A 22,212-nucleotide genomic window follows, 5' to 3' on the forward strand; every position below is an offset into this window, starting at 1 on the left:
CCGAACCACGACCGGGGCGCCGACGAATGACGAATGTCGTAAGGGGCTCAACAGCCGTGGCCATCGACGCTACCGCCCACGCCGGGACGACCACCGAGGACGCCCGGGGGCCCGTCGCCCCGGCGGCCACCCGGCCCGACCGCTCCGCCCGGCCCACCCTGGACCAGGACACCCTCGCCGAGCTGTACCGGCTGCACGGCGGCTACCTGCTGCGCGCGATGCTCCGGGTGACCAGCGGCGACCGCGGCAAGGCCGAGGACATCGTCCAGGAGACCCTGCTGCGCGCCTGGCAGAACCCGGCGGCCATGCACCGGGGCCCCGAGCACAGCCGCCCGTGGCTGTTCACGGTGGCGCGCCGGATCGCCATCGACCACTACCGGATGCAGACCGCCCGCGCCCAGGAGGTCGCCGACGAGGCCCCGGAGGACCACGCCGGTACCCACGACCCGTACGACGAGGTGCTGGTCGCCCAGGACGTGGCGGCGGCGATGGCCGAGCTCCAGCCCCACCACCGGGACGTCCTGGTCGAGTTGCACATGAACGGCCGGTCGATGGCGGAGGCGGCCCAGGTGCTGAGGGTGCCGGTCGGCACGGTCAAGTCCCGCAACTTCTACGCCGTCCGCGCCCTGCGGCCGATCCTGGAGGCCCACGGCATGGCGGGCGCGAGCTGACGGCCCGCCCGCGAAGGCGCCCGGGAATGCGTCCGCGAATGCGTCCGTGAGGGCGTCCGCGAGAGCGCGGAAGCGGAACGGAGTGAACCGTTCCCGCCCCGCCGCCCGTAGTCCAGGGTGGCGGCACCGCCACCGGCGCTCGTCCCCCGTGCGAGCGCCGGGCCAACGGTCGCCCGGGCCTCCGCCCTTGTGGGAGCGGCGGACACCGGGGCGACCGGCCGCAGCGGCGGCCCGCCGGTCACCCCCGGACCGGCGGGCCGCCTTCCGCGTTCCACGCCGGGTCACCACCCCAGCAGGTAGGCCCCCCGCCGCAGCCCGGCCAGCACCGTGTCGGCCGTGGCCTCGGGGTCGTCGCCGGCAGCGCCGTCCGCCTCCGCGACCGCGCTCCCGGCGACCGCGCCCGCGTTGAGCACCACGTAGTGCAGCGCAGCCCCCGTGGCCCGGCTCTCCCGGCGGAAGGCGTCCAGCGCCGTCGGCGCGACCGAGCCCTCCACCACCACCTGGTAGCCGCCCGAGGCGAACGCGAACGCGGCCTGCGCGGTGGCCGCCAGCGCGGTCACGTTCTGCCGCCGCGCCTCCGGGCGGTCCGCCTCCACGTAGCCCTGCCGGACCGCCCGCCGGAAGTCCTCCGCGCGCAGGTGGACGCTCGGGAAGAGCGCGTCCGCGACCAGCGGGGCGACCGCGCCGCTCCCGGCACCGGCGGCCGGGTCGGAGAGGAGGACCACACTGCCCGCCCCCCGTCCGCCCCCGAGCTCCGGCCCACCTACGGTCGTACGGTTCACAGCTGCTGATCCCTTCACGGGCCGGGGACGGACGGGGGGCCGGGGCGGGACGGCCGGAGCGCGCGGGCAAATCCGGCCATACGACGGACAGCCGACCGTCTCGTCATATCGACTGACTGCTGTCGGAGATCAACCTAGTCCACCGCACACCCCGGAGTCCTCCCCTCCCCGGACCTCCCGCCGTCCCCTCGCCGTCCCCCCGCTTCCCGGCCGCCTCCCCGCTACCTCCGGGCCCGCAGCACGATCGGATTGGTCAGCGCCGCCATCGGCCCCCACGGCAGGTCCGGGCCCATGGAGTTGCCCCGGCCCGGGGTCCCGTCCGCCTTCGGGTGCCGTACCTCGGCCCGGACGAACGCGGCGAGCGAGGCCGTGGTGCGCCACACCACCGTGCCCGCGCCGTCGGCCGGCAGCGACTCCTGGTGCAGCTGGCCCTCGTCGGTCAGGAACCGCACCGTTCCGTTCGGCACCCCGGAGACGGCGAGCCGCACATCCACCGGCGCGTCCGCCGGGACGGCCAGTTCCTCGCCGATCCCGGCCTGCCGGCCGTTGCCGGTCGCGGTGAAGTCCAGCTGGACCGCCGCCGATTCGGCGAGCCAGCTGCGGCCGGCGCGCAGGCCCGCCAGCACGGCGTCCCGGTTCAGGTCCTCCGCGAGGACCACGGTGTGCGGCGAGCCGATCACCTGCGGGACGCTGTGCGCGTCGCTGTTGCCGATCGCCGGCAGCCAGGACCGCCCGTCGCGCAGCGCCACCGCGAGCTGGGCGTCCCAGGTGTCCACGGCCGACTCGTCGTCGTACGTCCACGGGCCGTTCCACACCTCGACGGCGTCCGCGTCCTCGTACCCGAACTTCCACTGGCAGGCGACGTACGGGCAGTACGGGTGGGCCGGCACCACCAGGCCGCCCTGCCGCCGCACCTGGCGGGCGAACCGGGGGAAGGCCTCGTCGCGCGAGCGGTAGCGCCAGTCGACGAACTGGCCCGGCTGCAGGCCCAGCGCCAGCCAGTGGCCGTTGCGGGTGGTCACCTCCTCGCCGAGCACGATCAGCAGGTCCGGGCCGGCCAGCGGGCCCCACACGCCGTGCGAGGAGGTGGTGTTGTGGTCGGTCGACACGATGAAGTCCAGCTTCGCCTCGCGCGCGCCGGCGGCCACCTCGGCGGGCCGGCGGCGCCCGTCGGAGTGCACCGTGTGAAGGTGGCAGTCGCCCCGGTACCAGGCCCGCCCGCGCCCCCGGGCGCGCTCCGGCGGGTAGGCGGGGGTGAACTCGCCCCCGGGCGCGCCGAACCGCAGCGTCACGTCCACCCGGTACTCCAGGCCCTGCGGCGCCACCTGGTACGGCCCCAGCACCACGTGCCAGCGGCCCGGGCGGACCGGGCCGGGCAGGTAGCCGGGCGTGGCCTGCTCCCGGCTGACCGTGAACTCGGTGCGGGAGCCGCCCGACCAGCCGCGGAAGCCGCGCCCGCCGAGCTCGGTGCCGCGCTCGTCGAAGAGGCCGATGTCGCAGGAGTTGCCCGGGGTGCCGGGCGGGACGGTCGGCTTGTCGTACCGGTAGGAGACGGCGATCTCGCGGACGCCGCCGGGGACGTCGAAGGGGAGGTGGACGAAGTCGGGCGCGCCGGTCGGCAGCTTGCCGGTCAGGGTGATCGTCCGCTCGGTGCCCGCCGCGCCGCCGGCCGCCGTGGTGTCGGCCGCCGCGCCGTCGGCCGTCCCGCCGTCGGCGGCCCGGGCGACGCCCGCGGTCGCGGTGGCCGCCGCCACCGCCCCGAGCGCCCCCGCCGCCAGTAATCCGCGTCGGGCCGGCCGCGCCGTGCCGTCCTCGTGCATGTCCTCAGCCATCGGAAGCCTCCGCTCTCGCCGGGATGTCAGCGAAGTCTCGTACCCGCCCCGGTGAACCCCCGGTGAGCCGGGCCCCACGGCCGTGCGGCAGCCCCGTGAAGGCCGCGTCGGCTTGCACGGACGGGCGCGGAGGCCCTGAATGGAGGGGCGTGGATCGGTGATCTCTGACGGACGGACAGGTGCGGAGCTCTCATGGCACTCAGTCGGCGGACCCTCCTGGCGGCCGCGGCCGGCACCGCGCTGGCCGGTTGCGCGCCCACTCCGGGCGCGCCGCCGACCCCACCGCCGACCACCCCACCGCCGATCACCCCGTCCCCGTCGGAGTCGCCGTCCGGGGCCCCTTCCCCGCTTCCTTCCGCGACCCCTTCCCCCTCCGCCGAGGCGTCCTCCGCACCGGCCTCCGCACCCGCCTCCCCGCCGGCCTCCGCGCCCGCCACCACCCTCCCCACCCGGGCGGCCGTCACCACCCGCTACGCCGCCGCCGCGCCCACCAGCTGGGGCCTGGACGTCCCCGGCGTGCTCACCGCCCTCCCCGGCGCCGCCCGCGCCATCGCCCTCACCTTCGACGCCTGCGGCGGCTCCGGCGGCTCGGGCTACGACGCCGCGCTGATCGACACCCTCCGCGCCCACGCCGTCCCCGCCACCCTCTTCCTCAACGCCCGCTGGATCGACGCCAACCCCGAGGTCTTCGCGAACCTCGCCGCCGACCCGCTCTTCGAGATCGCCAACCACGGCACCGCCCACCGCCCGCTCTCCGTCACCGGCCGTTCCGCCTACGGCATCGCCGGTACCCGCGACCCCGGCGAGGTCTACGACGAGGTCGCCGGCAACCTCGCCAAGCTCACCGCCCTCCTCGGCCGCCCGCCCCGCTTCTTCCGCTCGGGCACCGCCCACTACGACGATGTCGCCACCCGCATCGCCGCCGACCTCGGCCAGCGGATCGCCGGATTCAGCACCAACGCCGACGGCGGCGCCACCCTCCCCGCCGCCCAGGTCCAGCGGGAGCTGGCCGACGCCGAGCCGGGCGGCATCGTCATCGCCCACATGAACCGGCCCGCCTCCGGCACCGCCCGCGGCGTCGCCGCCGCCCTCCCCGCCCTGCTGGCCGCCGGTCGCACCTTCACCCGCCTCTCCGACGCCTTCCGGTAGGCGGACGTTCCGCCGGAAGGAACGAACCACCCAACAAATCTGGGATACCGGCGCCCCCGTCGTCCCGGTGAGGATGCGTGACGCACCCCCCGCGCACGTCCGCCCGGGCGCGCCCGCGCCCGGCCGGTTCACGACCGACGGAGGAGTACGGATGACCCCCGCCCACCGCCCGCGCCACCGCCGCACCGCCGCGACCGCGGCCGCCGCCGTGACGGCCCTGGCCCTGCTGGAACTCGGAGGTGTCGGGGCCGCCACCGCCCACGCCGACACCCGCTCGCTGCGGTCGAGCTGCAACCCCGCCGTGGACGCCCCCTGGGTGGATGTGATCCACACCCAGGTCGACCCGATCGTCACCGACTACCTCACGATGGTCGTCGTCGGCGAGGGATCCGGGACGCGCACCGACGTCCTGCCCCGGGTGGCCCCGGTGACCACCTCCGTCGACGGCAACGCGAACATCACCGCCGCGGAGAGCGAGATCCTCCTCAAGGCCGAGGCCTGGGTCGGCTTCCCGGTCCAGAAGACCACCTCGTCCACCAGCAGCCTCCCCCTCACCACCACATGGAGCTACAACCAGCCGGACCGCTACGGCCTCTACCGGGGGACCCGCAGGGTCCTGGGCGAGTACGTCAAGTACGTCTGCGTCCGGACGGGCCCCGACACCGGCGAGTGGGTCAGCGCCGTCCCGGGCAGCGGCACCACGGGGACGTTCATCACGTACGGGTCGGTGGAGAACGGCATCGTCCGCTGCGCCCGGACCGAAGCCGCCGGAACGCTGCGCCGCGCCGCCCAGGTCCGGCTCGGCTGCTGACCCGCCGGTCCCGGAGCCGGCCGCCGCCTCACCGCGTCACCGCGGCACCGTTGCCGGGCCGGCCGCCGTGGACACCGGCAGCGCCGCCGCCACCCGGAACCCGGGCCCGTACGGGGCCGCGCTCAGCAGCCCGCCGTACAGCGCCACCCGCTCGCGCAGCCCCAGCAGCCCGTGCCCGGTCGACAGCTCCTGGCCCTCCTCGCGCTCCCCGTCCGGCGGGCGCCCCGCACCGTCGTCCACCACCTCGATGAGCAGCGCCCGGTCCCAGGTGATCCGCACGACCGCGCGGGTCCCCGGGCCGGCGTGCTTGGTGATGTTGGTGGCGGCCTCCTGGACCAGGCGGTAGGCCGTCTGACCGACGCTGTCGTCGACCCGCAGCGGCGTTCCCCGGACCTCCAGCGCGATCCGGACGCCGGCCTTGCGGACGTCCGCCAGCAGCTGATCCAGATCGCCCAGCCCGTGACTGTAGCCGTCCTCGGTGGCCGCCTCCGAGCCGCGCAGCAGCCGCAGCATGTGCCGCAGCTCGGCCATCGTCGAGCGCCCGAGGTCCTCGATGTGCGCGAACGCCTCCGAGCACGCCGGATCCTCCAGCGCCGTGGCCCGCGCCGTCTCCGCCCGCATGACGATCACCGCGACGGCGTTCGCGACGATGTCGTGCAGCTCCCGCGCGATCCGCACCCGCTCCTGGGTCACCCGCAACCGCGCCTCGGCGACCTCCTGCCGGTGCCGCTCCGCCTCCGTCCTGGTCGCCAGGCTCCACCGGGCGAACCCCCACACCACCAGCGTCACCGGGGCGTAGAACGCGATGTTCGCGACCAGGACGGGGGTGGTCAGCGGGCCCTCGTAGTCGCCGATCGTCTCGGCGATCGCCATCCCCATCGGGATCAGGCTCGCCACCAGGACGCCCAGCGCCACCGGCCGCCGGTACTGTGCGGCCACCGTGTAGAGGGCGATCAGCAGGCCGAAGCACGGCGTGTAGTCGACGGTGTTCGCCCACGACAGCAGGTCGGAGGTGATCGCGATGACCCACACGGCGGCGAACACCGCCAGCGGCCGGCGGCGCCGCAGCACCAGTGCCAGCACCTCGGCCAGGGCGAGCAGCAGCATCCACATCCGCTGCTGCCAGTCCGCCCACGGGGCGATCAAGGTGCCGAAGTAGAACAGCTCCGGAATGACCGCCGCCACGGCCAGCGCGGTGTCCTGCAGCCACACCGACCGCAGCCACCGCGCCGCCCCCCGCCGCCGCGCCCGGCCCTGTGCCTGCGCCTGCCCCTGCGCCACCGCCGCCACCATCACGCCACCGCCACCATCACTCCGCTGCCGTCTGCGGCGCCCTGCAGCAGATCCGGCTGCTGCAGCAGGTGCCTCCCGCGTAGACGCCGGCGCTCCCCGCGACCCCGACGGTGGTGTCGGGAGCCCCGAGCCACCAGGTGTCCGGAGGCCCGTCCTTCTCCGGCGGCACCACCCGGAACCCCAGCTCGGCGTACGTCGCCCACTGGTCACCGTGGTTGCGCAGCAGGGCTTCCGCCAACTGCGCCCGGGTGGCCTTCACGGCCGCCACACCGAACGGCTCGGCCCAGACGAGCGTCAGCACCGCCGCCGCGGCCGTGATCCCGTCGCCGTCGAGCGCGGCCACACTGACGCCGCCGACCGGAACCACCACCCCGTCGTCGCCGCCCCCCGGTGACCGCGAGATCCGGGCCACGAACCTCCGCCACGGATTGGCCAGCGCCTCGACCGGATCCGGCACCAGCACCGTCTCCGTACTGGTCAGCAAGCCGTACCCCACCCGCTCGCCGGCCACCCCGCCCTCCTCCTGCGTGTGCACGGTCACCGCCAGCGCGGGAACCTCGCTCACAGAATTGCTACTCATGGTGACACCTCGTGATCATCTCGGCCCGTGCTCCAGTCCGACGGGCGACGTACCACCACCCTCCCTCCACCCTTGTCCCAGGAGCATGAGCCCACGGCCCCACTTCTGCCCCGACCTGCGGATTCCTCCGCCCCGCCCGGCTCGGGTGACGTTCCGTCATGACATTTGTCACGGGCCGCCACTGAGAAGTTCCAGCACCCTCGGTGAGTGCACGCACTTCCGCCACCCCGGGGCGGCTGGAAGGCTGAACGGCATGACCGCGCGCCTCCCCGCCCTCCGCCTCCTGCTGGCCGACGACGAGCCCGTCCGCCGGGAGGCCCTGGCGGCCCTCCTGGCGCTCGAGGAGGGGCTCACCGTCGTCGCCGAGGCCGACTCCGCCCCGGCCGCGAGGGCCCTGGCCGCCCGCCGGCGGGCCGACGTCGCCCTCCTGGCCCTGCGCTCCCCGGCCCTCGACGGGGCGCCGCTGCCGCCCTGCCCGACCGTGATCATCACGACCCACGACCGCCCGGGAGACCTGCGCCGCGCCCTGCGCGCCGGCGCCCGGGCCTTCCTGCCCCGCGGCGTCTCGGCGGCCCACCTCGCCCACGTCGCCCGCACCGTCCACACCGGCGCCCGTTACATCCACCCGGACTTCCTGGCCCCGGACACCACCGTCCTGACCGCCGACGAGATCGACATCCTCGACCTCACCGCCACCGGCACTCCCGTCCCTCCACGAACCGCCCACCACCACCTCGCCACCGCCGCCACCAAACTCGGCACCCCCCACCCCGCCGCCACCCTCCACCACGCCCGCCGCCACGGCTGGATCTGACCGCCGCGGTGGCGGAGGTCATCGGCCGAGGCCTCCGGACCGCTCGGGACCGGCTTGGGCGAAGCAGGTGAAGGAGTCGCACGTCGCCCACGGCCGGCGTGGCGGACCGGCCGCGGGCTGAACGCGGCCCGCTACCGCAGGACGGTGATGGCGGTGGCGAGGTGGCCGTTGTGGACGCGCCAGCGGCCGGCGAGGGTGGGGAGCGGGGAGGGGACGAGGAGGGTGGCGGTGAAGGTGCCGTCGGGGTGGAGGGTGAGGTCGGCCTCGGAGAAGTCGAGGAAGCGTTGGGTGAGGGGGAACCAGGTCTTGTAGACGGATTCCTTGGCGCTGAAGAGGATGCGGTCCCAGGGGGTGTCGGGGTGGGCGGTGCTGAGGGCGGTGTTGCGCTGCTGTTCGGCGGGGAGGGCGATGGCGTCGAGCACGCCCTCGGGCAGGGGGAGGGCGGGTTCGGCATCGATGCCGAGGGAGAGCACGTGCTCGGCGCCGGCCACGGCGGCGGCGCGGAAGCCGGCGCAGTGCGTGAGGGAGCCGACGACGCCGTCGGGCCAGCCGGGGGCGCCGCGCAGGCCGGGGAGCAGGGGGCGGTAGGGGACGCCGAGGCGGGTGAGGGCGAGCCGGGCGCAGTGGCGCACGGTGGTGAACTCACGGCGGCGGGACTCGACGGCGCGCGCGATGACCGCCTGCTCCTCGGGTTCGAGGCGGGCCTCGGGCGGGTCGGAGTAGGCGGTCTCGACGACGACGGCTTCGGGAAGGAGTTCGCTGATCACTGTTCCCCCGGACAGGACGGACGACAAGAGCCTTCCGGAGGATAGCGCGATGATCGGCTGACTGATCGGTTATTCGAAGGCGGCGGCGGCCTCCCGCAGCGCACGGGCGACGGTCTCCGGGTCGTCGGGGGCGGGCTCGCCGGGCAGGTAGATGACGGCCCGCAGGGCGCCGCTGTAGCGGAAGGAGCGGTGGCGCTCGTACAGCGGCCAGGAGACCGGGGACCTGCGGTCGACGCCGACGCTGATGCCCTGGAACGGGGCCATGCCGATGAGCTGGTGGACGGGGCCGAGCCGGCCGGTCTCGGTGCCGTCGACCAGGACGCGGAACTCCCAGCGCAGGCCGGCCACCGCGGTCGCCTCGACGGTGACCAGGCGGGCGCCGGGGGCCAGCGGGCCGGCGTCGGCCTCGAAGAGTTCGCCGTACTGGTTGTAGGCGAGGTGCAGCCGGCCGTCCTCGACGTAGAGGCTGTAGCCGCCGCCCTGGTCGCCGTGCGAGACCAGGACGCCGGCGTCCTCGGCGCCGTGGTGGGCGAGTTCGACCTCGACGGCGAAGGACCGGAAGGAGATCAGCCGCGACGAGCGGTAGCGCTCCAGTTCGGGTGTGCCGGCGAGCAGGCGCAGCGGGCGGCGCAGCCGGGCGTCGTCGGGGTGGCGGCGGGCGAGCGCACCGCTGCCGTCGGCGAGCGGGAAGACGCCGTTGCGCCAGGCCGCTTGCTCCCAGGCGGCAGACAACTCCTTGACGACGTCCGGGTGTTCGGCGGCGAGGTCGTGGATCTCGGTGGGGTCGGTGCGCAGGTCGTACAGCGCCCACTCGCCGTCGTCGTACGGGGCGCCGGGGCGGTGCAGGGTGACCAGCTTCCAGCCGTCGCGGTAGTAGCTGCGGTTGCCGGTCATCTCGCAGTACTGCTCGGGGTGGGTGGAGGCGGCGGCCGGGTCGCGCAGGACGGAGGTGAAGGTGAAGCCGTCCAGGGACTGCGCGTCCTGGCCGCCGCGCCGCGCGGGCCGCTCCAGGCCGGCGAGGTCGAGCAGGGTGGGCAGCAGGTCGGTGACGTACTGGTACTGGGTGCGCACGCCGGGGTCGCCCTCGGCGCGCGGGAGGCCGGCGGGCCAGGAGAGCACAAACGGGACGCGCACGCCGCCCGCGTGGGTCTGGCCCTTGTAGAGGCGGAACGGGGTGTTGGAGGCCATGCCCCAGCCGCGCGGGTAGTGGACCAGCGAGCGCGGGCCGCCGATCAGCTCGACCTCCCGTTCGACGTCGGGGTTCCAGTCCTCGGGAAGGCCGGGGTGGTGGACGAAGCGGCTGAAGTAGCTGCGGGTGCCCTCGGCGCCGCCCTCGCCGGTGCCGCCGTTGTCGGAGGTGAACACCACGATGGTGTTGTCGAGTTCACCCAGCGCGGCGAGGGTGTCGAGCAGCCGGCCGAGGTTCTGGTCGACGTTGTCGACCATCGCCGCGTAGACCTCCATGTAGCGGGCGTAGAGCTGCCGCTGGGCGGGGGTGAGTTCGCTCCACGGGCCGACCTCGTAGCCGGATTCGGTGTTGCGGTCGGGCAGTCGCGTGCCGGGCGGGAAGTGGCCGGCGGCGAGCTGGCGGGCGAACCGGGTGGCGCGCAGTTCGTCCCAGCCGTCGTCGTAGCGGCCCCGGTGGCGGGCGAGGTCCTCGGGCTTGGCCTGCAGCGGGCCGTGCACGGCGTTGTGGGCGAGGTAGAGGAAGAACGGCTTGTCGGCGTCGTGGGCGCGCAGCGAGGTGACCATGTCGATGGCGCGGTCGGTGATGTCGTCGGTGTAGTAGTAGCCGTCGGGGAGTTCGTCGATGTCCAGCGGGCTGTTGTCGCGGACGAGTTGGTGCGGGTGGAAGAGGCTGGTGAGGCCCTCCAGGACGCCGTAGTACTGGTCGAAGCCCTTCTGCAGCGGCCAGTTGGCGCGGTGGTCGGCGGCGTTGGAGGCGGAGTCGCGGGTCAGGTGCCACTTGCCGACGGCGTAGGTGGCGTAGCCGGCGTCGTGCAGCAGTTCGGCGAGGGTGGGGATGTCGTCGGCGATCTCCATGCCGTAGCCGGGGAAGCCGGGGTCGGCGTTGGCGACGAAGGAGTAGCCGACCCGGTGCGGGTTGAGACCGGTGAGCAGGGCGGCCCGGGCGGGGGAGCAGAGCGGCATGGTGTGGTAGTTCGCGAGCTTGACGCCGCGCTCGGCAAGGCTGTCCAGGACCGGGGTGGGGACCTCGGAGCCGAACGGGCCGATGTCGCTGTAGCCGAGGTCGTCGACCAGGACGACGACGATGTTGGGCGCGCCCTCGCGCGGGCGGACCCGGTCGGGCCAGGCCGGGGTGGACTCCCGGAAGGTGCGGCCGACGGTGCCGGGGAAGCCGGCGTACGGATCGCGGTACGGCCGGGCGTCGGGGGATGCGCTCATGCGGTGCTCCGGGTGGTGAGTGCGGTGGGCCGGCCGGTGCGGACGGCGGGCCGGGTGTCCAGGCGCGGGACGGCGGCCAGGAGTTCGGTGGTGTAGGGGTGTTCGGGCGCGGTGACGACCCGGTCGGCCGGGCCGGTCTCGACGATCCGGCCGCGGTGCATGACGGCGATCCGGTGGCTCACCTGCCGGACGACGGCGAGGTCGTGGGCGATGAACAGCAGGGCGAGGCCGAGCTCGCGCTGCAGGCGGGCGAGCAGGTCGAGCACCTGGGCCTGGACCGAGACGTCGAGCGCGGAGACCGGCTCGTCGCAGATCAGCACGCTCGGTTCGGGAGCCAACGCCCGGGCGATGCCGATGCGTTGGCGCTGGCCGCCGGAGAAGGCGCGCGGATGCCGCTCGGCGCTGTCGGGATCGAGGCCGACCTGCTCCAGGAGTTCGGCGACCCGCCGGGCGCGTGCGGCCCGGTCGCCGAGGCCGTGGGCGATCAGCGGCTCGGCGATGATCTGCCCGGCGGTCATCCGGGGGTTGAGCGAGGCGTACGGGTCCTGGAAGACCAGCTGTACCTCGCGCCGGGCGTCCCGTTCGCCGCCACGCCCGAACTCCCGCCCCCGGAAGAGGATCTCGCCGCCGGTCGGGGCGTGCACCTGGACCAGCGCGCGGGCCAGTGTGGACTTGCCCGAGCCGGATTCGCCGACCAGTCCGAGCGTCTCGCCGGGGTGCAGCACCAGGTCGACGCCGTCCAGCGCGGTGACGGCGCGCCGCCGCGCGCCGTAGGTCTTGCGCAGACCGGTCACGGTGAGCAGCGGTTCGGTGCCGGGCGCGCTGTTGGCGGCGGCCGCCGAGGGCGCCTCCAGACGCGGGACGGCGGCCAGCAGCTGCTTGGTGTACGGGTGCCGGGGCGAGCCGAGGACCTCGGCGGTGGCGCCGGACTCGACCACCCGGCCGTGCCGCATCACCAGCAGCCGGCGGCAGGTCTGCGCGATCACCCCGAGGTCGTGGCTGATCACCACCAGCGCGGTGCCGGTCTCCCGGTTGATCCGGGTGAGCAGGCGCAGGATCTGCTGCTGGACGGTCGGGTCGAGGGCGGTGGTCGGTTCGTCGGCGACGAGCACCTCGGCGTCGTTGGCGAGCGCGAGCGCGATCATGACGCGCTGGCGCTGTCCGCCGGAGAACTGGTGCGGATGGTCGCGCAGCCGCCCGGCGGCGTCGGGGATGCCGACCAGGTCGAGCAGCTCGACGGCGCGGGTGGCCCGTTCACGCCTGTCGGGGTGCCTGCCGTGGGCGCGCAGCGCCTCGTCGAGCTGCTTGCCGACGGTGAGCACCGGGTTGAGCGAGGACATCGGGTCCTGGAAGACCATGGCGATCCGCCGTCCGCGGACGGCGCGCAGGGCGCTCTCCGGCAGGGCGGCGAGGTCCTGGCCGGCCAGCTGCACCGAGCCGCCGGTGATCCGGCCCCCGGCGGGGAGCATGTGCAGCAGGGCGAGCGCCGTGGTGGACTTGCCGGAGCCGGATTCGCCGACCAGGCCGAGGGTGTCCCCGGCGGCGAGGTCGAAGCCGACGCCGTCCACGGCGGTGGTGCCCTCGAAGGCCACGGTGAGGTCGGTGACCCGCAGGACCGTGCGGTCGGCGCGGGGCGGGGTGTCGTCGGACGCTGTGCTGGTGGTCATCGGCGGATTCCCCGGTTCAGGGCCTCGGCGATCAGCGTGAAGCCGAGCACCAGCGCGGTGGTGGCGGCCAGCGGGGCGGCCGCGAAGGTCGGATGGGTGGCGAGGTAGCCGACGGACTGGCTGAGGATCGAGCCGAGGGTCGGCTCCGGCGGGCGTACGCCCAGCCCGAGGAAGCTCATCGCGCCCTCGATGAACACACCGACCGACAGCGCCACCGCGGTCTGCACGATCAGCGGGTCGACGGCGTTCGGCAGCACGTGCCGCAGCAGCACCCGGGCCCGGGAGGCGCCGCCGACCCGGGCGGCCAGCGCGTACTCGCGCTCCCGCTGGACCAGGATGCCGGAGCGCAACTGTCGGCCGAACAGTGGGACTTCGGCGAGCGCGATGACGATGAACACCGGCCAGCGGCCCGGGCCGAGCACGGCCGTGACGGCCAGCGCCAGGATCATGCCGGGGAAGGCGAGCACCAGGTCGAAGACCCGCTGGACGGCGGTGTCGGCCCAGCGGTGGCCGGCCGCGAGCAGGGCGAGCGAGCAGCCGATCAGCGCGCCGACCGGGACGGCGCCGAAGGTCAGCGCGAGGTCGGTGGTGATGCCGTGCAGGACCCGGCTGAGCAGGTCGCGCCCGAGGTCGTCGGTGCCCAGCGGGTGTCCGGCGCTGGGCCCGGCGAGCGCGAGCGGGCCCTGGGCGTCGGGGTCGTGGTCGGTGAGCAGCGGGGCGAGCAGCCCGGCCAGCGCGATCGTGCCGACCAGGGCGAGCCCGGTCAGCCCGCGGGCGGAGAGCAGCCCGGCGAGGTAGCGGTTGCGGGCGGAGGTGCGCGCGGGGCGCGCCGGGGCGGGGGCGGTCAGGGCGGTCATCGGTTACTCCCACCGGATCCGGGGGTCGAGCCAGGCGTACACGAGGTCGGTGAGCAGCTGGACGGCGACGTAGCCGGCGACGATCAGCAGCAGCAGGGCCTGCACCACGGGGTAGTCGCGGCGCAGCACGCCCTGTTCGACGAGCTGGCCGAGTCCGGGCCAGGCGAAGATCCGCTCCACCAGCACCGCCCCGGCGACCAGGTGGCCGATCTGAAGGCCGAGCACGGTGACGGCGGAGGGCAGCGCGTTGGGCAGCGCGTGCCGCCAGACGATCCGGCGGCGCGAGACGCCGACGGCGGTGGCGGTGCGCACGTAGTCCTCGGCGAGCGCGCGGTGGATGCCGTCGGTGAGGTAGCGGGCGAGCACGGCGGCGCTGGGCAGGGCGAGGCAGACGGCGGGCAGCAGCAGGTACTGCAGCGCGAGGTCGGGGGCGTCGAGCAGGGACTCGTGGCCGCCGGCCGGCAGCAGTCCGAGGGTGACGGCGAACAGCAGCACCAGCAGCACGCCGGTGACGAACGGCGGCACGGCCAGCACGGCGGTGGTGAAGGCGCGGACGGCGGCGGCGACCGGGCGGCGCCGGGCGGTGGCGCCGAGCACGCCCAGCGGCAGGGCCAGCAGGACGACCAGCAGCAGGGCGGCGGCGGTGAGTTGGACGGTCGCGCCGATCCCGTCGCCGATCAGGTCGGCGACCTGGCCGCCGATCGAGTAGCTGGGCCCGAGGTCGCCGCTGAGCAGATCGCCGAGCCAGTGCAGGTACTGGGTCAGCAGCGGCCGGTCCAGGCCGAGTTGGGCGCGGATCGCGGCGACGGCGGGTGGTCCGGCGTCGGGGCCGGCCAGCGTGGTGGCGGGGTCGCCGGGGATCAGGCGCAGGATGAGGAAGACCAGGAAGGAGGCGAGGAGGAGGACGAGCAGCCCGGAGGGCAGCCGCTTGAGGAGGAAGCTTCGCATGGGTTCGGGCCGTCCGCTCAGGCCGTGAGGTAGGCGTCGTCGAGGTTGAGGTAGCCGAACTTGTTGAGGGTGGCGCCGCGGACCTTGCCGCCGGCGACCTCGGTGAGGCCGGCGATGGCGAGGTCGATCACGAACTGCTCGTCGAGCAGGACGTCGGTGATCTGCCCGTAGAGCGCCTTGGCCTCGGCACTGTCGCTGTCCGGCCGCTTCCAGGCGCGCTGGACGATGTCGGTGTAGCCGGGCGAGCTGAAGTGCGAGCTGTTCTTGGCCTCGTTGAACGGGTAGGCGCTCACCGCCAGGGTGGCGGGGTGGAGTTGGGCGAAGCCGTGGCTCAGCGTCCACAGCGCGGGCATGCTCTGGGCGATGAGCTGCTTCTGCATGGTGGGCGAGTCGGTGGGCTGCAGCACGGTCTCGATGCCGACCTGCTGGAGGTCGTACTGGAGGATCTGCGCGATGGAGGTGCTGCCGGGGTCGTTGCTGTGCGCGAACGGCAGGCTGATGCCGCCGAGTCCGGCGTCCTTGAGCAACTGCCGGGCGCGCTCCGGGTCGTGGCGGTAGTGGGCGGAGGCGTCCGCGGCGTAGGCGGGGGAGGACTTGGGCCAGGGCGTCGAGGAGACGGTGCCGTAGCCGCCGAGGGCCTGCTGGACCAGCCGCTCGCGGTCGACGGCCCAGGCGATGGCCTGCCGCACCCGCTTGTCGCCGACGTGCTCGGCGGTCAGGTTGACGCCGATGTAGTGGGCGCCGGAGCCGGTGTCGTAGGGCGTGACGCGGAACTGCGGGTCGCTCCGGAGGGTGGCGACGTCCTTGCCGCGGACGCTGTAGGACAGGTGGGTCTGGCCGGTCCGCAGGGAGGAGAGCAGCGACTCCTGCTGCGGGACGACGCGGATCTCGACGCCGTCCAGGTAGGGGCGGCCCGGGTTCCAGTAGGCGGCGTTGCGGGCGAAGGTGAGCGAGCTGCCGGGCTTGCGCTCGGTGAAGGTGTAGGGGCCGGTGCCGATCAGCTTCGTCCCGGCGAAGGCCTCCTCGACGGTCGCCGAGTCCGGGATGATCATGAACTCGAAGAGGTCGAAGAGATTGCTCACCGGATGGGCGAGGACGAGCGTGAGCTCGAAGTCGCCGTTCTTGCGGAAGTCCGTGACGGCGGCGGCGGTGGAGCGCAACTGGGCGGAGCGGGCCGGGTTCTGGAGGTTCTTGACGGCGAACACCACGTCGTCGGCGGTGAACCGGCGCCCGCTGTGGAAGGTCACGTCCTCGCGAAGCCTGAGGGTGACGCTCGTGCCGTCCGGGGCGACCTCCCAGGAGGTGGCGAGCTCGGGCTGCGGCTTCAGCTGGTCGTCGTAGCGGGTGAGGGTGTTGAAGACCAGCCGCTGGACGAGGGTGTTGGCGCTCTGGGCGAACAGCAGGGCCGGGGTGAAGTCGACACCGGCGCCGACCGTGAGGACGCCGCCGCGGCGCGGGCCCGCCGCGTCGCCGGCGCTCCGTCCGGCGGCGGTGTCGGCGGCCGAGCGGCAGGCGGCCAGGGTCAGCAGGCCGGCGCCGGCCAGGCCGCCGCGGAGCAGCGCCCGGCGGGAGAGCGGGGAGGCGGTGGGAAAGCTGGTCACGAGTGGGATCCTCTGCGGGAAGGAGCTGTCGGGGTCGGTCGGCGAGGGGGCGGGGCGGTCGTCAGGGCGTGCACCGGGCGGGCGTACAGGGCGCCGAGCGAGGCCGCCCCGGCGGCCACGGCGAGCACGTCGGCGCCGCGCCGCTGGGCGATCACCAGGCCGGTGTCGCGCCGCAGGTGCGAGCCGCGCGCGAACGCGGCGCGCACCACCTCCAGATAGGCCGGGTCGAGGGAGGTGAAGTGCTCGGTCAGGACCAGCAGATCGGGGTTGACCACGTCGGCCAGCAGGCCGAGCGCCCGGCCGACGACCTCCGCGCGCCGCCGCACCAGCCGGTCGGCCCGCGGGTCGCCGGCCTTGACGGCGGCCACCAGCGCGGCGCGGTCGGGCCGTTCGGTGATCCCCTCGGCAGCCGCCGCCTCGAACAGCGTGGTGTCCGAGGCGGCGGCCACCAGACAGCCGGTCCGGCCGCAGTGGCAGGGCACGTCGCTGTCCGGCACCGGCAGGTGGGCGATCTCCCCGGTCGGCGAGGCCGGGCCGACGTGCACGGCACCGGCCACCGCCAGGGCCGCGTCCACCACATGGCCGACGAACAGGTGCACCATCGAGCGCCGGGCCGCCGGGTGGCCGAACAGGATCTCCGCCTGGGTCAGCGCGCGGGCGTGGTTGTCCACCTGGACGGGCAGCCCGCAGGCGTCCGCCAGCAGCTCGCCGAGCGGCAGGTCCTGCCAGCCGAGCGGATCGTGACGGATGATCCGTCCGCGATCGCGGTCGACCGTGCCGCCGGTGACGGCGCCCAGGCCGACCACGGTGCGGCCGTCCGGGGCGGCGGCGAGCAGCCCGGGCAGCCGTTCCAGCAGCGGCCGCAGCACGGCCGGGCCGGTGCGTCCCCGGTGGTTCAACTCCCTGCGGTGCAGCACGTTCCCGCGCGGATCGAGGAAGGCGAAGGTGGTGGACGGCAGGCCGATGTGGAGGCCGGCCACCGCGATCCGCTCGGTGTCCACGTCCACCGGGAGCTGCGGGCGGCCGACCGCGCCGCCGCCGGGGGCCGCCGCCAGCTCGGGCCGCTCGCGCAGCAGCCCGAGCCGGACGAGGTCGACCACCTGGCGGGAGACGGCGGCCGGGCTCAGGCCGGTCAGCGCGGCCACCCGGCTGCGGGCCACCGGACCGTGGTCCAGCACCGCCCGCAGGACGGCGGCGGCGTTGACGTCCCGCCGCGCGTCCCCGGTGCGCGGCGGGGCGGTGGTGACGACCGTGCTCGTCAGCTCGGCGAACATCCTTCGTCCTTCGGGGATCCGGCGCCGCTCAGCGCTGCGCGAGGGTTGGTGTGGCCTGCTGCCCGGTCGGCTGCGGCCCGGTCTCCTACTGCTGGGCGTCCCGCCGCTCGGCCTCCAGCTGCTCGGCCGGCACCAGCCCGGCCACCCGCGGCGGCTCGGTGGGCTCCAGCAGCCGGCTCGGGGCGCCGTCCACGCCGGCCGGCAGGTCGCCGTCCAGGGTGATCCGGCGGACCAGGCGCGGCTCGTCGCCGTAGTCGTTGACGGCGTAGTGCTGGGTGGCCCGGTTGTCCCAGATCGCGACGTCGCCGACCTGCCAGTCCCAGCGCACGGTGTTCTCCAGCCGCTCCACGTAGCGCTGGAACAGCGAGATCAGCGCCTTGCCGTCGGCGCCGGAGACGCCCTGGATCCGCTGGGCGAACGCGCCGAGCAGGATGCTCTTCTCGCCGGTGACCGGGTGGACGCGGACCACCGGGTGCTCGGTCTTGAACGCGGTGGAGACGAAAACCTGGCGGAACAGGTTGGCCACCTCGGCGTTCTCGGCGAGCTCGGGGCGCAGCGCGAGGCTCGCCGCGTAGTCGTAGTCGTTGGTGTGCACGGCGCGCAGCGACTCGGCGAGGACCTTCAGCGGCTGCGGCAGGTCCTGGTAGGCGGCCGCGGTGTTGGCCCACACGGTGGAGCCGCCGGCCGGCGGCAGCTCCAGGGCGCGCAGGATCGAGGCTTTGGGGTAGGACGGCACGAAGGTGACGTCGGTGTGCCAGTTGTTGGCGCGCACGCCCTTGGTGGCGTCCAGCTCGAAGATGTACCGGCCGTCGGCGCTCGGGACGGTGGGGTGGCCGACCGGCTGGCCCAACAGGCGGGCGAACGCCTCGTGTTCGGCGTCGTCGAGGTGCTGCTGGCCGCGGAAGAACAGCACCTTGTGCTCGTACAGCGCGGCTTCGAGGGCGGCGACGGTCTCGGCGGGCAGGTCGCCGCCGAGGCGCACGTCGTGCACGATCGCGCCGATCCGGCCGGCGGCGGGGGTGAGGCGGAGCTCGGTGGTGGTGGCGGTGGACATGGCGGTTCCTCGACTCTCGTGGAGCGGACATGGGGATGCGTGGGTACGCCCCGGCGGCGGACGCGGGCGGGGCGGGTCGCGGTGAAGGGCGGGACGCGGTGAAGGACGTGACGCGGTGAAGGGTGTGACGCGGCACGGCGCGACGCGGTGAGGAGCGGGCCGGTGAAGAGCGGCACGCGGGGGCCGGGCGGCCCGGGATCAGCGGGCGAGTGCCCCGCGACAACAGCGACAGCCGCGGCGGGCCGGGGCGGTGCGGTGAACCGTGCTCATCGGCCCTCCTTCCGGGTCCGGGGCGCTGCGAGTGGGCTCGGCGCTCATCGTGCTGAAGCCCCCGCCTCCCTGTCAATCACCCGTTCTGCCCGGTGAGAAGGCATGTTGCGGCCGTGTGGCGCCGCGTTGCGGACGATGGTCGGGCGGTGACGGGACGGCTGCGGCGGCGTGTTCCCGCCTGTCGGGGGCGTGTCGGGATTACTAACTTTCGCAGCGGAAGAAACCCCGCCGGCAGCGGAAGGGCCCGTCCGGAGCGCGTCCGGGCGGGCCGTTCGAAGTCCGGGGCGGGGTTCGTCAGGCCCCCAGCAGGCGGGCGAAGTCCAGGCCGAGGCCGCCGAGCACGGGCAGCGCGCCGAGGTCGGTGACGGCGCCGACCGGGATGCTGTAGCCCTGGTTGACCTCCCGGACCTCCGGGGCGGCGGCGGCCGGTCCGGCGAGGGCTCCGGTGAGCGCGGCGGTGAGGACGGCGAGCAGGGCGAGGGTGCGCACGGGTGCCTCCGAGGACGTGGGAACGGGTGCCCTGCTGAACGCGCGGAGGAGTGGTGCGGTCACGTATCGTCCCTCCTTCGGTCGTGCGGGTAAAGATTCCCGGATTGTGTTCATGACAACATGTCATCTGTCTGTACCACTCGTCCCGATCCCGCCTACCGTCCTTCCCAACGACCCAACTGGGAGGGCCCACATGCGCGTTGCCCCGAAGCTGCGGATCCTGGCCGGCGTTCCGCTGGCCGCCGCCGCGATCGTCGCCCTGAGCGCCGGAACCGCGAGTGCCGCGATACCGATCAACAAGCCCATGACCGGCAAGGCCACCTACTACAACGACGCCGGCTACGGCGCCTGCGGCACCCAGATCAATGCCGGCACCCAGCTGCTCGTCGCCGTCTCGCACACCTGGTGGACCACCGCCAACCCCAACAACGACCCGGTCTGCAAGGGGATCTCGGTCAAGGTCAGCTACCAGGGCAAGACCCTCACCGTGCCCGTCAAGGACCAGTGTCCGTCCTGCGACTCCACCCACATCGACCTCAGCCAGCCCGCCTTCGCCAGGTTCGCACCCCTCGGCCAGGGCGTGATCAACGGTTTGACCTGGCAGTTCGTCAAGACCGGTCTCGCCGGCCAGACCATCCCGATCGGCGAGCCCGTCACCGCCTCCACCCTCGGCTGACGCCCGCCCCGTGACGCCCTGCCCGTCCCCGCCCCGACGCCGCGCACGCCGCGGCTGTCGGCGGGGGCGGGCAGAATCGGCCCCCGCGCACCCGGCGCGACCGGACCGACGAAGGGGTGGGCATGGCGAGGTACCTCACGGTGACGGCGGCCGTCACCATGGACCCGGCACGGCTGCGGGCGTTCCTCCGCTCGCCGGTCGCCCCGCCCTCCGCCCGGCCCGAGGCCGACTGGACCGGCCTCTGCGCCCCCTGGCGCGAGGAGGCCGTCCGCCGCCGCTACCGCGCCGAACTGCCCGCCGCCCTCGCCGAGTGCGACCGCTGGATCGACGGCGACCACGCCGCCCTCCTCCACGGCCTGGACGAGGACGGTGAACTCACCCTCCGTCACGACGAGGCCACCGGCTCCCTCACCGTCGACCTCGACACCCGCGTCGACTTCGAACTCCCCAGCATGATCTGGGCGCTCACCGCCCTGCGCGGCCTCGCCGACACGATGGCCGGCGACGACAGCGGCCTCGTCGAGCTCACCGTCGACTGGAGTGACGAGAAGGTGCTGCTGCACCTCGCCCCCCGGGGCTCCGCCTTCCTCGACCCCGCCCGGGACGCCGGCACCCTCACCCGCGCCCGGAACGCCGCCTTCGACGCCCGCACCGCCGCCGGCGAGGCGGACGGGGACGAAACGGCCGGCGAGGTCCTCGAACGGCTGTCGGCCTGACAGGGTGCCTGGGCCGGGGTGCGGATTCTTCCAGGCTGTCGGTGGTTCCCGAACGGCACGCGGGCGTACCGTCCCGGGAAACGATCAACGCGAGTGGAGGTCGGGGTCCGTGGGATCCGGTGGCAGGGGCGTGAACGGCGGGGTGTCCTTCTGGTGGGGCCGGCTCGGACTGCCCGAACCGAGGCCGGCGCTGCCCGGTGACCGTGAGGTCGACGTCTGCGTGGTCGGCGGCGGCTACACCGGCCTCTGGACGGCGTACCACCTCAAGAAGGCCGACCCCGGACTGCGGATCGCCGTGCTGGAACAGCGCTTCTGCGGCTACGGCGCCTCCGGGCGCAACGGCGGCTGGCTCTACAACGGCTTCGCCGGGCGCGGCGCCTTCGCCCGCCGCCACGGCCGGGCCGGCGCCGCCGCGATGCAGCGGGTGATGGACGCGGCGGTCGGCGAGGTCGCCGACACCCTGGACGCCGAGGGCATCGACGCGGACCTGGTGCGCGGCGGCGTCCTGGAGGTCGCCCGCACCCCCGCCCAACTGGCCCGGCTGCGCGAGTTCGCCGAGACCGAACGAAGCTACGGGCCCGACCGCGTCCAGGAGTTGAGCGTCGGCGAGACCGCCGAACGGCTGCGCGTCGCCGGCACCCTCGGCGGGGTCTGGAGCCCCTACGGCGCCCGCGTCCAGCCCGCCAAGCTCGCCGCCGGCCTCGCGGCGACGGTCGAGCGGCTGGGCGTCGAGCTGTACGAGGGCACCCCGGTGACCGGCATCCGCGGCGGCCGCAAGCCCCGGGCGGTCACCCCGCACGGCACCGTCACCGCCCGCTACGTGCTGCGCGCCACCGAGGGGTTCACCTCGGGTCTGGCGGGGGAGCGCCGCACCTGGCTGCCGATGAACTCGGCGATGATCGCCACCGAGCCGCTGCCGCCGTCCTTCTGGGCCGAGGCCGGCTGGGAGGGCCGTGAGGTGCTCGGCGACTTCGCCCACGCCTACATGTACGCCCAGCGCACCGCCGACGACCGGATCGCCCTCGGTGGACGCGGTGTCCCCTACCGCTTCGGCTCCCGGACCGACACCGACGGCGCCACCCAGCCCGCCACCATCCGCCAACTCCGCGAGATCCTGCACGCGTTCTTCCCGGCTGCCCGTACCGCCCGGATCGAGCACGCCTGGGCCGGGGTGCTCGGCGTGCCCCGCGACTGGTGTGCCACCGTCGACCTGGACCACCGCACCGGCCTCGGCTGGGCCGGCGGCTACGTCGGCAGCGGCGTGACCACCACCAACCTCGCCGGCCGCACCCTGCGCGACCTCGTCCTCGGCCACGACACCGAACTCACCCGGCTGCCCTGGGTCGGCCACACCGTGCGCCGCTGGGAGCCCGAACCCCTGCGCTGGCTCGGCGTGCACGCCCTCTACGCCGCGTACCACACCGCCGACCGCCAGGAGGCCGCCCGCCGCCGCCCCACCACCTCGCCCCTCGCCCGCCTCGCCGACACCGTCGCCGGGCGGTAGACGCGGAAGCCCCCGGGCCGGCGGGCAGAACCGGCCGACCCGGGGGTGCCA

General features: G+C 74.6%; 20 protein-coding genes. 7 read left to right on the top strand and 13 right to left on the bottom strand.

The annotated features are described in order from the left end of the window. Positions 1-56: 56 nt before the first annotated feature. A complete protein-coding gene (locus ACFU9E_RS18640; protein WP_380681953.1) occupies positions 57-671 on the top strand; it encodes a sigma-70 family RNA polymerase sigma factor in 615 nt (204 codons plus the stop codon). Between the two features lie 281 nt (positions 672-952). On the opposite strand, the gene ACFU9E_RS18645 is transcribed toward ACFU9E_RS18640, so the two are convergent. Both ACFU9E_RS18645 and ACFU9E_RS18650 read right to left on the bottom strand, forming a co-directional pair. Further along, positions 953-1,396, bottom strand: coding sequence for a hypothetical protein (locus ACFU9E_RS18645; RefSeq protein WP_380681863.1), 444 nt, complete (start codon positions 1,394-1,396; stop codon positions 953-955). A gap of 278 nt (positions 1,397-1,674) precedes the next feature. After that, positions 1,675-3,285 carry a CehA/McbA family metallohydrolase gene (locus tag ACFU9E_RS18650; protein ID WP_380681864.1) on the bottom strand — a complete coding sequence of 537 codons (1,611 nt, stop codon included), beginning with the start codon at positions 3,283-3,285 and terminating at the stop codon, positions 1,675-1,677. 192 nt (positions 3,286-3,477) lie between these two features. On the opposite strand from ACFU9E_RS18650, the gene ACFU9E_RS18655 reads away from it, so the two are divergent. Continuing rightward, positions 3,478-4,434, top strand: coding sequence for a polysaccharide deacetylase family protein (locus ACFU9E_RS18655; protein WP_380681865.1), 957 nt, complete (start codon positions 3,478-3,480; stop codon positions 4,432-4,434). Between the two features lie 151 nt (positions 4,435-4,585). Next, positions 4,586-5,245, top strand: coding sequence for a hypothetical protein (locus ACFU9E_RS18660; RefSeq protein WP_380681866.1), 660 nt, complete (start codon positions 4,586-4,588; stop codon positions 5,243-5,245). A gap of 36 nt (positions 5,246-5,281) precedes the next feature. Here ACFU9E_RS18660 and ACFU9E_RS18665 read toward each other — a convergent pair whose 3' ends face one another. Both ACFU9E_RS18665 and ACFU9E_RS18670 read right to left on the bottom strand, forming a co-directional pair. After that, positions 5,282-6,526, bottom strand: coding sequence for a sensor histidine kinase (locus ACFU9E_RS18665; RefSeq protein WP_380681867.1), 1,245 nt, complete (start codon positions 6,524-6,526; stop codon positions 5,282-5,284). Positions 6,527-6,554: 28 nt separating this feature from the next. Beyond that, positions 6,555-7,118, bottom strand: coding sequence for a hypothetical protein (locus ACFU9E_RS18670; protein WP_380681868.1), 564 nt, complete (start codon positions 7,116-7,118; stop codon positions 6,555-6,557). A 253-nt stretch (positions 7,119-7,371) separates the two neighbouring features. Between ACFU9E_RS18670 and ACFU9E_RS18675 the strand changes: the two genes are divergently transcribed. Continuing rightward, a complete protein-coding gene (locus ACFU9E_RS18675) occupies positions 7,372-7,932 on the top strand; it encodes a response regulator (protein WP_380681869.1) in 561 nt (186 codons plus the stop codon). A gap of 131 nt (positions 7,933-8,063) precedes the next feature. Here ACFU9E_RS18675 and ACFU9E_RS18680 read toward each other — a convergent pair whose 3' ends face one another. From ACFU9E_RS18680 to ACFU9E_RS18720, 9 genes are all read right to left on the bottom strand, one after another. After that, positions 8,064-8,699, bottom strand: coding sequence for a 4'-phosphopantetheinyl transferase (locus tag ACFU9E_RS18680; RefSeq protein WP_380681870.1), 636 nt, complete (start codon positions 8,697-8,699; stop codon positions 8,064-8,066). A gap of 69 nt (positions 8,700-8,768) precedes the next feature. After that, on the bottom strand, positions 8,769-11,105 hold the full coding sequence (locus ACFU9E_RS18685; protein WP_380681871.1) for an arylsulfatase: 2,337 nt from the start codon (positions 11,103-11,105) through the stop codon (positions 8,769-8,771). Continuing rightward, the gene (locus ACFU9E_RS18690; RefSeq protein ID WP_380681872.1) at positions 11,102-12,772 is read right to left on the bottom strand and encodes a dipeptide ABC transporter ATP-binding protein; all 1,671 of its coding nucleotides are present in this window, start codon (positions 12,770-12,772) and stop codon (positions 11,102-11,104) included. The genes ACFU9E_RS18685 and ACFU9E_RS18690 overlap by 4 nt, the downstream gene beginning before the upstream one ends. Next, positions 12,769-13,629 (bottom strand): ABC transporter permease, encoded by an 861-nt coding sequence (locus ACFU9E_RS18695; RefSeq protein ID WP_380681873.1) that lies wholly within the window; start codon positions 13,627-13,629, stop codon positions 12,769-12,771. Before ACFU9E_RS18695 ends, ACFU9E_RS18690 begins: the two co-directional genes overlap by 4 nt. Before the next feature lie 3 nt (positions 13,630-13,632). Next, positions 13,633-14,577, bottom strand: a complete 945-nt coding sequence (locus ACFU9E_RS18700; RefSeq protein WP_380681874.1) for an ABC transporter permease — start codon at positions 14,575-14,577, stop codon at positions 13,633-13,635. Between the two features lie 17 nt (positions 14,578-14,594). Beyond that, a complete protein-coding gene (locus ACFU9E_RS18705) occupies positions 14,595-16,178 on the bottom strand; it encodes an ABC transporter substrate-binding protein (RefSeq protein WP_380681875.1) in 1,584 nt (527 codons plus the stop codon). Then, entirely contained in the window at positions 16,175-17,452 is a 1,278-nt protein-coding gene (locus tag ACFU9E_RS18710; protein WP_380681876.1) for an ROK family transcriptional regulator, read from the bottom strand. Before ACFU9E_RS18710 ends, ACFU9E_RS18705 begins: the two co-directional genes overlap by 4 nt. Positions 17,453-17,537: 85 nt before the next feature. Then, positions 17,538-18,506, bottom strand: a complete 969-nt coding sequence (locus ACFU9E_RS18715; RefSeq protein ID WP_380681877.1) for a TauD/TfdA dioxygenase family protein — start codon at positions 18,504-18,506, stop codon at positions 17,538-17,540. A gap of 564 nt (positions 18,507-19,070) precedes the next feature. After that, positions 19,071-19,328: a hypothetical protein gene (locus tag ACFU9E_RS18720; RefSeq protein ID WP_380681878.1), complete on the bottom strand. Its 258-nt coding sequence runs from the start codon at positions 19,326-19,328 to the stop codon at positions 19,071-19,073. 130 nt (positions 19,329-19,458) lie between these two features. On the opposite strand from ACFU9E_RS18720, the gene ACFU9E_RS18725 reads away from it, so the two are divergent. From ACFU9E_RS18725 to ACFU9E_RS18735, 3 genes are all read left to right on the top strand, one after another. Then, positions 19,459-19,941 carry a cysteine/serine endopeptidase inhibitor gene (locus tag ACFU9E_RS18725; RefSeq protein WP_380681879.1) on the top strand — a complete coding sequence of 161 codons (483 nt, stop codon included), beginning with the start codon at positions 19,459-19,461 and terminating at the stop codon, positions 19,939-19,941. Between the two features lie 122 nt (positions 19,942-20,063). Further along, positions 20,064-20,657: a hypothetical protein gene (locus tag ACFU9E_RS18730; protein WP_380681880.1), complete on the top strand. Its 594-nt coding sequence runs from the start codon at positions 20,064-20,066 to the stop codon at positions 20,655-20,657. Positions 20,658-20,787: 130 nt separating this feature from the next. After that, positions 20,788-22,161, top strand: a complete 1,374-nt coding sequence (locus ACFU9E_RS18735; protein ID WP_380681881.1) for an NAD(P)/FAD-dependent oxidoreductase — start codon at positions 20,788-20,790, stop codon at positions 22,159-22,161. Positions 22,162-22,212: the final 51 nt, after the last annotated feature.

The sequence above is a fragment of the Kitasatospora sp. NPDC057595 genome (assembly GCF_042800875.1).
GTDB lineage: Bacteria > Actinomycetota > Actinomycetes > Streptomycetales > Streptomycetaceae > Kitasatospora.

Coding starts and splice junctions, on each gene's coding strand:
- ACFU9E_RS18650 (WP_380681864.1), bottom strand. CDS start 3,285: ATGGCTGAGGACATGCACGAGGACGGCACGGCGCGGCCGGCCCGACGC.
- ACFU9E_RS18655 (WP_380681865.1), top strand. CDS start 3,478: ATGGCACTCAGTCGGCGGACCCTCCTGGCGGCCGCGGCCGGCACCGCG.
- ACFU9E_RS18660 (WP_380681866.1), top strand. CDS start 4,586: ATGACCCCCGCCCACCGCCCGCGCCACCGCCGCACCGCCGCGACCGCG.
- ACFU9E_RS18670 (WP_380681868.1), bottom strand. CDS start 7,118: ATGAGTAGCAATTCTGTGAGCGAGGTTCCCGCGCTGGCGGTGACCGTG.
- ACFU9E_RS18675 (WP_380681869.1), top strand. CDS start 7,372: ATGACCGCGCGCCTCCCCGCCCTCCGCCTCCTGCTGGCCGACGACGAG.
- ACFU9E_RS18685 (WP_380681871.1), bottom strand. CDS start 11,105: ATGAGCGCATCCCCCGACGCCCGGCCGTACCGCGATCCGTACGCCGGC.
- ACFU9E_RS18690 (WP_380681872.1), bottom strand. CDS start 12,772: ATGACCACCAGCACAGCGTCCGACGACACCCCGCCCCGCGCCGACCGC.
- ACFU9E_RS18695 (WP_380681873.1), bottom strand. CDS start 13,629: ATGACCGCCCTGACCGCCCCCGCCCCGGCGCGCCCCGCGCGCACCTCC.
- ACFU9E_RS18700 (WP_380681874.1), bottom strand. CDS start 14,577: ATGCGAAGCTTCCTCCTCAAGCGGCTGCCCTCCGGGCTGCTCGTCCTC.
- ACFU9E_RS18710 (WP_380681876.1), bottom strand. CDS start 17,452: ATGTTCGCCGAGCTGACGAGCACGGTCGTCACCACCGCCCCGCCGCGC.
- ACFU9E_RS18715 (WP_380681877.1), bottom strand. CDS start 18,506: ATGTCCACCGCCACCACCACCGAGCTCCGCCTCACCCCCGCCGCCGGC.
- ACFU9E_RS18725 (WP_380681879.1), top strand. CDS start 19,459: ATGCGCGTTGCCCCGAAGCTGCGGATCCTGGCCGGCGTTCCGCTGGCC.
- ACFU9E_RS18730 (WP_380681880.1), top strand. CDS start 20,064: ATGGCGAGGTACCTCACGGTGACGGCGGCCGTCACCATGGACCCGGCA.